Consider the following 13,066-nt stretch of genomic DNA (forward strand, 5'->3'; position numbering starts at 1 on the left):
TTGGTGGGGAAAGATGATGGGGGAAAGAGCCAGGCAGAGAAGGGAAAGCAACCTGGGGCGCGGCCTAGAGGAAGACCATGGTTTGCAGGGTCACTTCGGAGCGGTAGTTCACGTCCTGGGGGTTGGAGTAGTCGGGGCGGGCGCGGTAATTGAGCGTGAACTTGGCGTTGTGGCCGTCGAGCAGCACGTTGGCGCCCAGATCGTACACGTTCACGTTCGGGGCCCCCAGGGCATCGAGGCCGTCGAAGCGGCCGTGCTGCCAGGCAGCGTAGGGCTGCAGGCGGGCTTTTTCGCCCAGCACACTCTTGGGCATCAGGTAGCCCAGCTGCCCGTAGAGGGCCGAGCCGGTACCCACCACGGGGTAGGCGTTGCCGCGCAGCGTCCCCGCGCCCGGAATCGGGGCCGCGCCCCCGGCCGAGCTGGGGTTGAGCAGGCCGATATTGCGCACGTAGTTGGGGCCGAAATCGTAGTTGTAGTACACCCCGTAGGCCGTGAGGGCCGTGCCCGCGTCCTTGTTGAGGGGCGTATCGAAGAATACGTCGGCCGAGAGAATGGCCAGGTTGTGCGTCCGGTAAGGCAGCGTGAAAGGGTCCTGGGGCAGGGTGGCGGGCAGGGCGCCGGGCCGCGAGAACATGGCGTCCTGGTTGACCAGAAAACCCGCTCCGATGTTGAACACGCGCTTGGTGCCCAGGTAGGAGCCCACGGCGTAGGGCAGCAGGTTGGCTTCCAGATCCCGGAACCCGTAGCTGAAGTAGCCCTGGTAATTTTTGCGGCTGTTGCGGGGGTTGTAGTCGGCTACATTGGTAGGCAGCGTGGCGGGGGTAGCCGTCTGGCTGGTCGCAAACGGGTCGTTCATGGATACCGCGTAATCGAAGCGGCCGATGCGGCCCTTGGCGTAAACGCCCAGCCAGCGGGCAAACTGGTCGATTTTCTCAATAGTGGGCCAGTTGGAAATTGGGGCGTCGTAGGCCAGGAAGTTGAGGGTGCTGGCCCGCGTCATGCGCGAAATTCCGTTCTGGTAGTGCAGGCCGGCCCCCAGATCCAGGTATTTGTTCACCTTGTACTCCACCATGGCCTCGTGCACGAACAACTGGGGTTTCTTACCCGGGTCGCCGAGGCCCACGCCCCCGCTCACGGCGTTCTGGTTGTTGATGCCAAAGTGGCTGATGATGAGAAAACGGGGGGTAAGCTGGGCGTAAATCAGCAGGCGGGAACGGCGCAGCCCCACGTCGAAGGTGCTGTTCTGGGGGTCGCCGGGCACGTGCTGGGAACCGGTGTTGTTGCGGTTGTAGCGCGTCCAGACCTGGTGCCAGTTGATGATGCGAAAGTACTTGGAGCCGTCGGGCGAGAGGTTCACCTTCAGCCCCGCCCCGTAGGGCACCGATTGGGTGGGAGCCGGGGGCGTGGGCGCGGGAGCCGGGGGCGCCGGAGCCGGGGCCGGCGGATTGCCGGCGGGCGGGGGCTGCACCTGGGCTGTGGCCCCGGCGGCCGTCAGCAACGCACTTGCCGCTAGAGCGTAACGAACGTTTCGCATGGGAGGAGGGAATTGGGGTTGGGAGAAATCAGGGCCAGCAGCGGCCGCCCACCGGACGTCCGTTTCACTGCTGCCAAGTAGCTGAATTCCCGCCCCGAAGCCATATCCTGGCTATACATCCGCTAAGCGGCTATAGCTTCATCCCTGCCGGAACCGCTCCCACTTGATCATCATGTACTTATCGCCCAGCTCCGTAATCATCAGCCCCGAGCCCTTCAGGTTTTCCGGCTTCTGAAAAAACTCGGCCAGCTCCTTCTGGTTGAGGATTTTGTAGGTAGGATGGTAGTCGGTCTGGCGCGGGGCCTTCACGCCGTACTTCTTCACCCAGTTCATCACGCTCACGTGGCTCACGCCCAGCAGGCGCTCAATCTCGCGGTAGCTCACGCCTTCCACGTAGAGTTGCAGGGCCTTGATGACGTAGTACGGATTGGTTTCCTTGCCCGCCTTGGCCACCGAGTAGTGGTAGCCGCAGTTGCGGCACTTAAACCGCTGCCTCCCTCCCACCACGCCACTTTTGGTAGCTTCCATCGACTCGCATTTGGGGCAGCGCAACTGGGACATCACAGAGGTGAGTAAGGGCTTACTGAAAACTATACCTAATTAGTAAAGATATACTATTTTAGCAAAAATTGAGTCATACGCCCCTATAAATCCTTGTCGGCCATGCGCTACAGACGTCACCCAAAGGTGCGCGGCGGTAAACGTTACCTCCGCCACCTCACGCAGTTAAGCCGCACCCCCGAGCCTCTTGACACACAAATGCTTCATCGCTCCGGCTATGATCGTAACAAACTGGGGCTTGGGGTCTGGCATTGGCATCACCGTCAGCCCCCACAACGCGTGCGGCAGCTGGCCGCCCAACACTTGCTCACCACTTTTTTCAGCTGGCAGCAGCAGCTTCAGGCGCAGCCGGAGACTTATTACCTGGCTATCTGGCTGGTGGAACCCGAATTTGCGCACAGCTCGCAGGTAGTGGCCGGCATCGGTGAGAGGCGCGCGCGATACAGCGGGATGTTTAAGGACCCGGATCCGGCCGGGCCGCCGCTGCCCCCGGAATACCGGTTGCTACCCGGCGCGACACTCCTTACCTGGACCACCCATGCCTGGCATCTCGGTCTGGATCAGTTTGATTACCCCATTGGTTGGCCGGGGTGGGCTCTTGGCAAGCCGCACTATGTTCACTATTTTGAAGGTTCCGGCAACTACCTGATGGTGCAGACCGGCTGGGCTTGGGTGGGGCAGCGGTCCTGACTTTGTCAGCCCCCTAGCACCACGGCCAGCAGGGCATCCACGGCCAGGCCCAGGCGGTGCATATCTAGGCGGGCGAGGGTGTCGGTGGGCTCGTGGTAGCTTTTGTTGCGGTAGAAGGCCGTGTCGGTAAGCAGCACGGCGGAGTAGCCGAACTGCCAGTAATTGAGGTGGTCGGAAAAGTCGATGCCGGGCAGCCAGGCGGGGGCCTTGAACCGCTTCACGGGCAGCCCGGCGGCCGTTTTGTAGCGGCGCGCAAACTGCCGCCCGAACTGCCCGTTCCCGAATTTCTGGGCCACCGTCACGTAGTTGCCCCGGCGGCCATACACCCACTTGAGCGGGCCCAGCGGATAGTCCTGACTGCCTTTGCGGTCGTCGTAGTAGCCCAGCATTTCCAGGGCCACCATGCCGCGCACCGGCACGCCGGCCGCGTGCAGGGACTGGGCGTGCACGTAGCTGCCCATGTGTTTGGTGCGGAAAAACGGCGGCTCTTCGAGGGTATAGGCCACCAGGTCAATCCGGTACGGGAGGTTGGGCTGCCGGGCCAGCAGCCGGGCCAGCTCCAGCAGGGCCGCCACGCCGGTGCCGTTGTCGTCGGCCCCGGGCTGCTCCCCGCACACGTCGTAGTGCGCCCCAATAATGAGGCGGGGGCCGGTTTCGGGGCCGAAGTGGGCCAGCACGTTGTGGTAGCGCTGGCCCTGCACCACGTAGGGCTGCTCGGTGGGCTGCCCCCCGGCGGCAGCCAGCTCCGCTTTGATGTAGTCGGCGGCCTGGTGCAGACTGGCCGGGTGGCGGTAGTTGCGCGGCGCGGGCGTGGTGGTGAGGGCCAGCAGGTGGCGGCGCAGGCGGGCGGTATCGGCCGGGGTCTGGGCCCGGGCCGAAAGGATGGAGAGCAAGAACAGCGGCAGGAACCAGAGCTTCGGCATAGGGGCAGCGTAATGAGTAGCCGGAAGCAGGAGTTCCGCTCCCGCGCCGGGGTTGCAGGCCCGAGAGCGGGCCCGGCCGGCAAAATCGGCAGAATTATTTCCTCCGCAACCCCGACCTTCGCTTCTTCACCCACTCTTCCCGCCCATGTCTACGCCCGCGTCCTTTCATACCATCGACCCCGCCCAGCTCACGCCCGCCGAGCTGCACCCCTTCATGGTGGGCGCTATTGCCCCCCGCCCGGTGGCCTTTGCCAGCACCATCGCGGCCGACGGCAGCGTAAACCTGAGCCCGTACAGCTTCTTCAACTGCTTCGGCTCCAACCCACCCATTCTGGTGTTTTCGCCCGCCAACCGCGTGCGCGACAACTCCCAGAAGCACACCCTGCAAAACGTGCGCGAAGTGCCCGAAGTCGTCATCCATATCTGCGACTACGCCATGGTCGAGCAGATGTCCCTGGCCAGCACCGAGTATGCGAAAGGCGTAAACGAGTTTGTGAAGGCCGGTTTCACAGAGCTGCCCAGCCAGAAGGTGAAGCCGCCCCGCGTGGCCGAGGCCCCGGCCGCCTTCGAGTGCGTGGTGGAGCAGGTAGTGGAGCTGGGCCAGAACCACGGGGCCGGCAACCTGGTCATCTGCCGGGTGGTGATGGCCCACTTCCGCGAGGACATTGTACTGCCCGGCGGCAGCGGCATCGACCCGTTCAAACTCGACGCCATTGCCCGCCTCGGCGGCGACTGGTACTGCCGGGCCACGGGCGGCAGCCTGTTCGAGGTGGCCAAGCCCAACCGCAACCTGGGCATCGGCATCGACCAGCTTCCGGAGTTTCTGCGCACCTCCTCGGTGCTGACCGGCAACAACCTGGGGCGCTTGGCCAACCTTGAGGCCGGCTCCCTGCCTACGGCGGCGGAAGTGGCCGATTTCCGCCAGGAGCCTTTGGTGAGCTACACCCTGAGCCAGTACCACGGCTCGCCCTCCCGCCAGCGCGAGGAGCTGATCCTGCTGGGCCAGAAGCTGCTGGAAGACGGCCGCCTGCTCGACGCCTGGAAAACATTGCTGCTGGCCCAGGAATAAACCTGCTTGCCTGCATCCTGGCCCCGTTGCGTACCTTTGACCGCCTCCCCCGCCACCTGGCGCGGGAGCCCGCCTACCCGTTTTGCCCCATGCTGCACCCCTACCTGCTCGATTTTCCATCCACCGGCTCCGCGCCCCTGGGGCACTTGGTTATTGCGGAAGGGGCCACGTTGCCGTTTCCGGTTAAGCGGGTGTACTGGACGGCCGGGGTGCCGGCCGAAAAAATATCGGGCAACCACGCCCACCACCAGCTGGAGCAGCTCATTGTAGCGGTGCACGGCACGCTGGAGCTGCTGGTGGAAACCCCCGACCGGCAAAAGCACCACTTTGTGCTCGAGCACCCCACGCAGGGCCTGTACGTGCCGCCGCTGTGCTGGCGCGAAATCAAGTTCGGAGCCCAGACAGTGCTGATGTGCCTGGCTTCGCAGGAATACGAGGAAACCGACTACATCCGAACCTATCCCGAATTCGAGCAATTGGTCAGCCGCTAAGTTCGGCGGCTATTGCTGCACGGCCCGGGCCCGCTCCAGGCGCGTGCCGATGGGTAGCAGGCGGAAATATTTGACTTTGAGCCGACGCGTCAGGTACGGGGGCAGCGGCTGGCCTTCCTGGTAGGCCAGTACCACCCGTTGGTATTGCCGCGGCCCGAAACGACTGAGCCGGAACAGCCCGTAGCCCGTCATTACGGTACCAACCAGGATATCCTGGCTGGCCTGTTGGTCGAGGTTCTCGTAATAGTCCTTTTTATAATCCGGCTGGTTTGGCGGCTGTGCGGCAACCACAACCTTCTTCACGGTTCCATCCAGCAGAATGCCCGTGCCGGCCTGCAGCCAGCCGCGGGTGGCTTTGGAGCGCTGCATAAACAGGTGTTGCACGGCCCGCAGGGTGTCGGTACGGTCGTAGCGCAGGGTGCTGAGGTCGGCAGGCAAGGCGGTGGCGGGAGCGGCAGCCGGTACCAGGGCCAGCGTTTGGGCAGTGGCGGCCGGCAAGGCCCCAACCGTAGTCAGCAGGCCGAGGAAAATAACGGGCAATGGGCGCATAGTAAATCAGGGATAATTCAATCGTAAGGAGCCCCCGACTCTCCAGTTGGTTGCAACCCGGCCGCATATTTTTTTCACTGGCAACCAGTCAGCTCCCGTCGGAGAAGAAGGAGGCAGCACTTCGCCCGACAGGCGTCATCATCTGCGGCATTCCTTCATCTGCAACATCTGTGCTTTTTAGTTGCGCACGGCAATCATCAGGGCCAGCTCCTTGTAGCGCATGTTGAAGCGGCGGGCAATGCTGGCGTTGGTCAGGGAGCCTTTGTACACGTACACGCCGGAGCGGAAATGCTCGTTGGTAAACAGCACTTCGTTGATGCCCCCGTGCTGGCTGATTTCCTGCAGAATGGGCGTGAAGATGTTGCTGAGCGCGTTGGTGGCTGTGCGCGGCACCCGGGAGGCAATGTTGGGTACGCAGTAATGAATCACGTCGTACTTGCGGAAGACGGGCTTGCTGTGGCTGGTCATCTCGCTGGTGGCAAAGCAGCCGCCCTGGTCGATGCTCACGTCGATTATCACCGAGCCGGGCGACATCTGCGACACCACTTCTTCCGACACCATAAACGGAATGCGGCCTTCCTCGGGGTTCAGGGCCCCGATCACCACGTCGGCGCGGCGGATCTGCTGCTGCAGCGCGAACGTGTCGAGGGTGCTGGTGTAGAGCTGGGGCTGGCCCAGGTTCTGCTTGAGGCGGCGCAGCTTGTAGAGGTGGTTGTCGAACACCTTCACCTCGGCCCCCAGCCCGGAAGCGGCGCGGGCAGCGTACTCGGCCACCGTGCCGGCCCCCAGAATCACGACCTGCGAAGGCGGCACGCCGGTAATACCGCCCAGAATGATGCCCTTGCCCTCGTTGGAGCGGGCCAGGTACTCGGCCGCCACCAGCATGACGGTGGAGCCCGCAATTTCCGACATGGCCCGCACCACCGGCCGCGCCCCGCTTGGGTCCTTGATGAGCTCGAAGCTGATGGCGTTGATTTTCTTGCGCAGCAGGGCCGTCATGTACTCCGCCGTGAGCGAGCCGAACTGCAGGGCCGAAATCAGGGTCTGGCCGTTGCGCAGAAACTCCATCTCATCGTAGGTGGCGGGGGCCACTTTGAGGATGATATCGGCCTCAAATACCTCCTTCTGGGAGTAGGCAATGGTGGCGCCCGCCTCGGAGTACTCGTGGTCGGAATACTTGCTGGGCTCGCCGGCCCCGCTTTCGAGCAGGATTTCGTGGCCGCTTTCCACCAGGTGCTTCACGGCCTCGGGCGTGAGGCAGATGCGGTTTTCCTGGAGCGACGTTTCCCGGGGCAGCCCAATGAACAGCTTGCGCTTGCGCGTTTCCACGGCCAGCATCGATTCCTGGGTGAAATAGGCGCGGCTGGCGGCCAGCGACTCAAATCCGGAGGGCACTGCGTCGGGCATTTTCTTGAATTAAAAACTATGCATTAAAAATTAAAAATTGAGTACATGGCCGATTTCGCAGAAAGCAAAACCAACCATTTTTAATTTTTAACTCTCAATTCTTAATTCCCTCGAAGAGGGTCCGGTGACGGTGAGGGTGAGCAGGAGTCGTTCGGGCGGCAGCAGGGCTTCGATCCGGCTGGGCCACTCGATCAGGCAAAGATAGCCGGAATCGAAGTACTCCAACGCGCCAATATCCTCGGCCTCGCGGGGGTCATCGAGGCGGTAGAAATCGAAGTGGTAGATGGGCTCCTGCTGAGCCGTGCGGTATTCATTTACCAACGAGAAGGTGGGGCTGCTCACTTCCTCGCGCACGCCCAGCTCCCGGCACAGGGCCTTGATGAACGTGGTTTTGCCGGCCCCCATCTCGCCCTCAAAGCACACGATGGAGTGGCCGCGCAGCGCGTCGCGGACCTGGGCGGCGGCGGCCGGCAGGGCCGCCAGATCGGGAAGGGAGAGGTGCAGCATAAGAACAGGCAGTAAACGGGAGCGGGCTGCAAGTTTACGAAACCGCGCTCTGGTTCGCGGCAGCCGGCCCACGGCAACGCACCGGCCAGCCAGTATATTCAAATCCCGTGATACTTCTGTGACAGACAGCGGCCTTCTTTGCAGCAGAAGGTTTCTTTTTTTCATTTTCACCCTCGTCTGCCATGAAAAAGCCCTTTGCCCTGCTGCTGGCCCTGGCTCCCGCCCTGTTCAGCGCCTGCTCCGACAACGACCCCGAGCCCCAGATCATTTCCTCGCCCGATCCGGTCGGCACCCTCACCTCACTCCGAACCGGCTCCATCACGCCCCAGAACGGCACGCCCACCCGGGGCACCCTGGCCCTGGTGCGCGACGCGCAGAACCAGGAGTTTGTGCAGCTCAACGCCGATTTCACCTCCGACTTCCACACCGGCACCGTGACCGTGTACCTGGCCAAAGCCGACACCCGCATCGGAACGCAACGCGCGGCGGCGGGCTCCAACGTGCAGGTAGTGGGCCTCGTCAACAAAAACGGCCAGCAGTTCCTGCGCCTGGGCGGCAGCTCAACCGGCTTCTCGCACGTGGTATTCTACTGCGAAACGGCAGCCATCAACTTCGGCGCCGCCCCGCTGCAATGAGTGGCCCCGTGCGCAAGTACCTGCTGTGCCTGGGGGCACTGGGCGCGGCCGGACTGCTGGGGCCTGCCGGCGCCCGGGCCGGCGGCGGCTGGACCCGCGCAACGGGCGGCGGCTACGCCAAAATCGGGCTGACGACGGTGAGCACCACCCGCTACCACCCGCTGGGCGGTGGCACCACCGCCACGGCCCGGTTTCGGCAGCAGGTGGTGAGCCTCTATGCTGAATATGGGCTGAGCAGCCGCTGGGAAGTGGTACTCAACGCGCCCGTGTACCGGCGGGCCGAGTTCGTGACGGCCACGCCCACCCAGGGCGTGGGCGACGTGCAGCTGGGGCTGCGCTACGCCGTGCTGCGCGGGGCCTGGCCGCTGGCCGTGGGCCTGGCCGTAGAGGCGCCCACCGGCAACGCCGCCGCCCGGGGCCGCAACCGCCAGGACCCGCGCCTGACCATTGCCCTGCCCACCGGCGACAACGAGTGGAACGTGTGGGCGCGGGCGGCGCTGTCGCACAGCCTGGCCCCGCGCCTGCCCGCCTACGTTTCCCTGGATGTGGGCTACAACCAGCGCACCCGGGGCTTCACCAGCCAGTACACCTACGGGGCCGAGGTGGGCTATCAGGTGGGCAAGGCCTGGCTGACGGCTACCGTGCGCACCCTCGACAACGTGCGCGCCCCCACCTCCGCGCGGCTGGCCAGCATTGGGCTGGGCGAAGGGGTGGCGTATTCCAGCGCGGCGCTGGGCGTAAATTACGCCATCAGCAAGCACTGGTGGGCCACGCTCAACGTGGCCGGGGGCTTCGGACGGCTGCGCAACGTATATTCCGGCGTGCAGCCCACGGCCGGCGTGGCGTACGAGTGGTAGCTTCGGGGCTCGTTTTTCGTGGTTCGGTGTTCGTAGCTCGGTTTTCGTTGGTCTGCCAGCGTGGACCCGTGCTTGCAGCCTCCACCCCACCAAACAGCTTCAATAAAGAAACCACGAAAAACGAGCAACGAAAAACGAAAAATACCCCATGCCTGCCGCCACCCGCGCCCTGATCATCGAAGATGACGCCGACATTGCCAATCTGCTGCGGGTGAACCTGCGCGACATCGACTGCGCCAGTGAGGTGGCGGCCAACGGCCTGGAGGGGCTGCGGCAAGCCACTGAGGGGGAATTCGACGTGATTATTCTCGACATCATGCTGCCCGGCCTCAGCGGCCTGGAGGTGTGCCGCCGCCTGCGGGCCCGGCAAATCAGCACGCCCATTCTGATGCTGACCAGCAAGGCCGAGGAGCTGGACAAAGTGCTGGCCCTCGACCTGGGCGCCGACGACTACCTGACCAAGCCCTTCAGTGTGCGCGAGCTGCTGGCGCGGGTGAAGGCCCGCCTGCGCCGCTCGGCCCCCGACAAGGAGCCGGGCTTTGCGGGCGGGGCCGCCGGCCGCTTCCGCCAGGGCGGCTTGCTGCTGGATGTGGCCCTGCGCCGCGTGAGCGTGGACGGGCGGGTGGTGGAGCTCACGGCCAAGGAGTTCGACCTGCTGGCCCTGCTGCTGCGCCACCCCGGCCGCCCCTACTCGCGCACCCAGCTCCTCGACCAGCTCTGGGGCCACTCCTACTCCGGCTACGAGCACACCGTCAACTCCCACATCAACCGCCTGCGTCTCAAGATTGAGCGCGACGCCGCCAACCCCGAGTACGTGCTGACGGTGTGGGGCGTGGGCTACAAGCTCAACGACCAGCTGGGCCAGTGAGGGCGGGCCGGCACTGTTGCGCTTTCCGGGATGTTTCCGCTACCTTCTGCTCGATTTGGTGGCCTGGCTGCCTGTACACTAACCCCGCTGCCTGGTGAAATTTCTGAGCCTCCATAGTCTGCAGGGGCGGCTGTCGGTGCTGCTGGGCGGGCTGCTGCTGGCCGTGAGCGGCGCCTACGTGCTGCTGCTGGCCCGCAGCTCCGACCAGTACCTGGCCGAGGAGCTGCAGCGCAACAACCGGGACCTGGCCGCCTCAGTGGCCCAGGTGCTGCAGATTGATTCGGCCACCAACGAAATTCCGCCGGCCACCCTGCAGCGCACGTTCGGGGCGGCCATGGCTATCAACCCCAGCATCAAGCTCTACCTCATCGGCCTGAACGGGCAGATTCTCACGTCCTCGGCGGCGCCCAACGAGGTGAAAGTTGCGCGCGTGGCCATGCAGCCGGTGCGCGGGTTTCTGGCGGGCCGGCAGCCGCTGCCCATCTTTGGCACCGACCCGCGCCACCCGGCCGGGCCGCGGCCGTTTTCGGTGGTGCCCCTGGTCACGCGCACCGGCCAGCTGCACTGCTACCTCTACATCACGCTGGGCGGCGGCCCCGCCCCCGATGCGGCCACCTCCTGGCGACAGAGCTACATTCTGGGCGGCTTGCTCCGGATGCTGGCCTTGGCCGGGGCCGCCGCGCTGGTGCTGGGCGTAGTGCTGATTTCGCTGCTCACCAAAAACCTGGCCCGCCTGCTGGCCGCTGTGCGCCGCCTGCACGCCGGCGACTACGACGCCCGGGTAACCGGTATCCGGCCCGGCGACGAGCTGGCCGAGCTGGCCGACGCCTTCAACGACATGGCCGCCCGCACCCAGGAATCGGTGGCGGCCCTGCGCCGCAACGACGAGCTGCGGCGCGAGCTGGTGGCCAACATCAGCCACGACCTGCGCACGCCCCTGGCCAGCATTGAGGGCTACACCGAAACCATTCTGCTGCGCCAGCACCTGCTCACTGAGCCCGAGCACCAGAGCTACCTGCACACTATTCTCAAGAACACGCAGAGCCTCAAGCGGCTGGTGTCGGAGCTGTTTGAGCTCAGCAAGCTGGAAGCCCGCCAGACGGTGCCGCGCCCCGAGCCGTTTTCCGTGACCGAGCTGGTGCAGGACGTGCTGCTGAAGCTGGAGCCCGAGGCGCGCACCCGCGGCATCGGGCTGGAAGCCCATTGGCCCGCCGCCGTGCCGTTTGCCTGCGCCGATATTGGCCTGCTGGAACGGGTACTGCAGAACCTGCTCGACAATGCCCTGCGCTATACGCCCGCCGGCGGCCGGGTGCAGGTGGCCGTATCCGCCCCCGATGCCGGGCAGCGCCTGACCCTGCGCGTCACCGACACCGGCCGCGGCATTGCTCCCCACGACCTGCCCCACGTGTTCGACCGGTTCTACCGCTCCGACCAGGTGCGCGAAAAAACCCAGGACGGCCTGGGGCTGGGGCTGGCCATTGCCCGCCGCATCGTGCAGTTGCACGGTAGCGAGCTGACGGTGGAAAGCCGCGAGGGCGAGGGTACCTGTTTTGCCTTCTCGCTGCCGGTGTACGGAGGCTGATGAGCGGGTGGGCCGGGCCGGGCCGCTCCCCGGTTCCGCCGTCGGTTCCGGCCGGCCGGCACCATCGGCACGGATAGCCTCCTATATTTGGCCGACCTAAACCAACACCAGCATGCAAGTTTCGCGAATGGCCGGCAGCCTGATTGGCTCTGAAATTATCAAAATCGGCAACGAGGTAAACGACATGATTCGCAAGGGGGAGCAAATCTGCAACCTCACCATCGGCGACTTCGACCCGAGCATCTATCCCATTCCGGCCGAACTAAAGGACGAAATCACGCGTGCCTACGCGGCCGGGCACACCAACTACCCGCCCGCCAACGGCATGGCTGCCCTGCGCGAAGCCGCTGCGGCCTTCACGGCCTCCCGCCTGGGCCTGCAGTACGCGCCCACCGATTTTCTGGTGGCCGGCGGCTCCCGGCCCCTCATCTACGCCACCTACCTGGCCCTGGTAGACCCCGGCGACAAAGTGGTATTTCCGGTGCCCAGCTGGAACAACAACCACTACTGCCACCTCTCCGGGGCCGAGGCCGTGATGGTGGAAACCCGCCCCGAAAACAACTTTATGCCCACGGCCGCCGAGCTGGCCCCGCACCTGCACGGGGCCACCTTGCTGGCGCTGTGCTCCCCGCTCAACCCCACCGGCACCGTATTCAGCCGCGAAGACCTGGAAGCCATCTGCGACCTGGTGCTGGCCGAAAACCAGCGCCGCGGCCCCGAAGAAAAGCCCCTGTACCTGCTCTACGACCAGATTTACTGGCTGCTGACCTTTGGCAACACCGAGCACTACGACCCCGTGAATCTGCGCCCCGCCCTGCGCGACTACACCATTTACATCGACGGCATCTCGAAGTCGCTGGCCGCTACCGGCGTGCGGGTGGGCTACGCTTTCGGGCCGGCCGGCGTGATTGACAAGATGAAGGCCATTCTGGGCCACGTGGGAGCCTGGGCGCCCAAGGCCGAGCAGGTGGCCGTGGCCCGGTACCTGCCCGAAACCGCCGCCGTGGATGGTTTCCTGACCTCGTTCAAGGAAAATATTCAGCACAGCCTGGAAGCTCTGCACCAGGGCCTGCAGGCGATGAAAGCCGCTGGTCTGCCCGTCGACTCAATGGTACCGATGGGGGCCATCTACCTCACGGCCAAGCTGGAGGTGCTGGGCCGCAGCACGCCCGCCGGACAGGTGCTCACCTCTACCAAGGAGCTGACCTCCTACCTCATCAGCGAGGCCCGGCTGGCCTTGGTACCCTTCAGCGCGTTTGGCACCGATGGCACCGCCCCCTGGTTCCGCATGTCGGTGGGCGGCGCTTCGCTCGAGTCCATCCAAGCCGCCCTGCCCCGCTTGCAGGCGGCCCTCGAAGCTCTGCGGTAGCGGTAAATGCGGGAAGTGGTGAGT

14 protein-coding genes are annotated in these 13,066 nt (G+C 64.7%); 8 read left to right on the forward strand and 6 right to left on the reverse strand.

Features of this window, described 5'->3' with window-relative positions; translation table 11 throughout:
- Window positions 1–64: 64 nt before the first annotated feature.
- On the reverse strand, window positions 65–1,534 hold the full coding sequence (locus tag KLP40_RS04925; RefSeq protein WP_215592592.1) for a hypothetical protein: 1,470 nt from the start codon (window positions 1,532–1,534) through the stop codon (window positions 65–67).
- A 138-nt stretch (window positions 1,535–1,672) separates the two neighbouring features.
- A complete protein-coding gene (locus KLP40_RS04930; RefSeq protein WP_215592594.1) occupies window positions 1,673–2,095 on the reverse strand; it encodes an IS1/IS1595 family N-terminal zinc-binding domain-containing protein in 423 nt (140 codons plus the stop codon).
- 198 nt (window positions 2,096–2,293) lie between these two features.
- Between KLP40_RS04930 and KLP40_RS04935 the strand changes: the two genes are divergently transcribed.
- A complete protein-coding gene (locus KLP40_RS04935) occupies window positions 2,294–2,785 on the forward strand; it encodes a hypothetical protein (protein WP_215592595.1) in 492 nt (163 codons plus the stop codon).
- Between the two features lie 5 nt (window positions 2,786–2,790).
- On the opposite strand, the gene KLP40_RS04940 is transcribed toward KLP40_RS04935, so the two are convergent.
- Complete coding sequence (locus KLP40_RS04940; protein ID WP_215592596.1) at window positions 2,791–3,708, reverse strand: M28 family peptidase; 918 nt, start codon at window positions 3,706–3,708, stop codon at window positions 2,791–2,793.
- 145 nt (window positions 3,709–3,853) lie between these two features.
- On the opposite strand from KLP40_RS04940, the gene KLP40_RS04945 reads away from it, so the two are divergent.
- Window positions 3,854–4,777, forward strand: a complete 924-nt coding sequence (locus KLP40_RS04945) for a flavin reductase family protein (RefSeq protein ID WP_215592597.1) — start codon at window positions 3,854–3,856, stop codon at window positions 4,775–4,777.
- Between the two features lie 89 nt (window positions 4,778–4,866).
- A complete protein-coding gene (locus tag KLP40_RS04950) occupies window positions 4,867–5,268 on the forward strand; it encodes a sugar 3,4-ketoisomerase (RefSeq protein WP_215592598.1) in 402 nt (133 codons plus the stop codon).
- Window positions 5,269–5,277: 9 nt separating this feature from the next.
- Here the strand turns inward: KLP40_RS04950 and KLP40_RS04955 are convergent, their stop codons facing one another.
- From KLP40_RS04955 to tsaE, 3 genes are all read right to left on the reverse strand, one after another.
- Complete coding sequence (locus KLP40_RS04955; protein WP_215592600.1) at window positions 5,278–5,817, reverse strand: hypothetical protein; 540 nt, start codon at window positions 5,815–5,817, stop codon at window positions 5,278–5,280.
- A gap of 177 nt (window positions 5,818–5,994) precedes the next feature.
- Entirely contained in the window at window positions 5,995–7,224 is a 1,230-nt protein-coding gene (locus KLP40_RS04960) for an alanine dehydrogenase (RefSeq protein WP_215592602.1), read from the reverse strand.
- 87 nt (window positions 7,225–7,311) lie between these two features.
- Window positions 7,312–7,731 carry a tRNA (adenosine(37)-N6)-threonylcarbamoyltransferase complex ATPase subunit type 1 TsaE gene (gene tsaE / locus KLP40_RS04965; protein ID WP_215592604.1) on the reverse strand — a complete coding sequence of 140 codons (420 nt, stop codon included), beginning with the start codon at window positions 7,729–7,731 and terminating at the stop codon, window positions 7,312–7,314.
- A gap of 182 nt (window positions 7,732–7,913) precedes the next feature.
- On the opposite strand from tsaE, the gene KLP40_RS04970 reads away from it, so the two are divergent.
- The 5 genes from KLP40_RS04970 to KLP40_RS04990 all read left to right on the forward strand — a co-directional run bounded on the left by KLP40_RS04970 (window position 7,914) and on the right by KLP40_RS04990 (window position 13,042).
- Complete coding sequence (locus KLP40_RS04970) at window positions 7,914–8,366, forward strand: DM13 domain-containing protein (protein WP_215592605.1); 453 nt, start codon at window positions 7,914–7,916, stop codon at window positions 8,364–8,366.
- The gene (locus tag KLP40_RS04975) at window positions 8,363–9,223 is read left to right on the forward strand and encodes a hypothetical protein (protein ID WP_215592606.1); all 861 of its coding nucleotides are present in this window, start codon (window positions 8,363–8,365) and stop codon (window positions 9,221–9,223) included. Before KLP40_RS04970 ends, KLP40_RS04975 begins: the two co-directional genes overlap by 4 nt.
- Before the next feature lie 148 nt (window positions 9,224–9,371).
- Entirely contained in the window at window positions 9,372–10,091 is a 720-nt protein-coding gene (locus tag KLP40_RS04980; RefSeq protein WP_215592607.1) for a response regulator transcription factor, read from the forward strand.
- A gap of 94 nt (window positions 10,092–10,185) precedes the next feature.
- On the forward strand, window positions 10,186–11,673 hold the full coding sequence (locus tag KLP40_RS04985) for a sensor histidine kinase (protein WP_215592609.1): 1,488 nt from the start codon (window positions 10,186–10,188) through the stop codon (window positions 11,671–11,673).
- A 112-nt stretch (window positions 11,674–11,785) separates the two neighbouring features.
- Window positions 11,786–13,042: a pyridoxal phosphate-dependent aminotransferase gene (locus tag KLP40_RS04990; protein WP_246558640.1), complete on the forward strand. Its 1,257-nt coding sequence runs from the start codon at window positions 11,786–11,788 to the stop codon at window positions 13,040–13,042.
- Window positions 13,043–13,066: the final 24 nt, after the last annotated feature.

Source organism: Hymenobacter piscis, assembly GCF_018760735.1.
In the GTDB taxonomy this organism is placed as follows: Bacteria; Bacteroidota; Bacteroidia; order Cytophagales; family Hymenobacteraceae; genus Hymenobacter; species Hymenobacter piscis.

Bases quoted from the DNA above. Each gene is read 5' to 3' on its own strand.
- KLP40_RS04980 (WP_215592607.1), top strand. From the start codon at position 9,372: ATGCCTGCCGCCACCCGCGCCCTGATCATCGAAGATGACGCCGACATT.
- KLP40_RS04960 (WP_215592602.1), bottom strand. From the start codon at position 7,224: ATGCCCGACGCAGTGCCCTCCGGATTTGAGTCGCTGGCCGCCAGCCGC.
- KLP40_RS04925 (WP_215592592.1), bottom strand. From the start codon at position 1,534: ATGCGAAACGTTCGTTACGCTCTAGCGGCAAGTGCGTTGCTGACGGCC.
- KLP40_RS04990 (WP_246558640.1), top strand. From the start codon at position 11,786: ATGCAAGTTTCGCGAATGGCCGGCAGCCTGATTGGCTCTGAAATTATC.
- KLP40_RS04970 (WP_215592605.1), top strand. From the start codon at position 7,914: ATGAAAAAGCCCTTTGCCCTGCTGCTGGCCCTGGCTCCCGCCCTGTTC.
- KLP40_RS04955 (WP_215592600.1), bottom strand. From the start codon at position 5,817: ATGCGCCCATTGCCCGTTATTTTCCTCGGCCTGCTGACTACGGTTGGG.
- KLP40_RS04940 (WP_215592596.1), bottom strand. From the start codon at position 3,708: ATGCCGAAGCTCTGGTTCCTGCCGCTGTTCTTGCTCTCCATCCTTTCG.
- KLP40_RS04945 (WP_215592597.1), top strand. From the start codon at position 3,854: ATGTCTACGCCCGCGTCCTTTCATACCATCGACCCCGCCCAGCTCACG.
- tsaE (WP_215592604.1), bottom strand. From the start codon at position 7,731: ATGCTGCACCTCTCCCTTCCCGATCTGGCGGCCCTGCCGGCCGCCGCC.
- KLP40_RS04935 (WP_215592595.1), top strand. From the start codon at position 2,294: ATGCTTCATCGCTCCGGCTATGATCGTAACAAACTGGGGCTTGGGGTC.
- KLP40_RS04930 (WP_215592594.1), bottom strand. From the start codon at position 2,095: ATGTCCCAGTTGCGCTGCCCCAAATGCGAGTCGATGGAAGCTACCAAA.
- KLP40_RS04950 (WP_215592598.1), top strand. From the start codon at position 4,867: ATGCTGCACCCCTACCTGCTCGATTTTCCATCCACCGGCTCCGCGCCC.
- KLP40_RS04975 (WP_215592606.1), top strand. From the start codon at position 8,363: ATGAGTGGCCCCGTGCGCAAGTACCTGCTGTGCCTGGGGGCACTGGGC.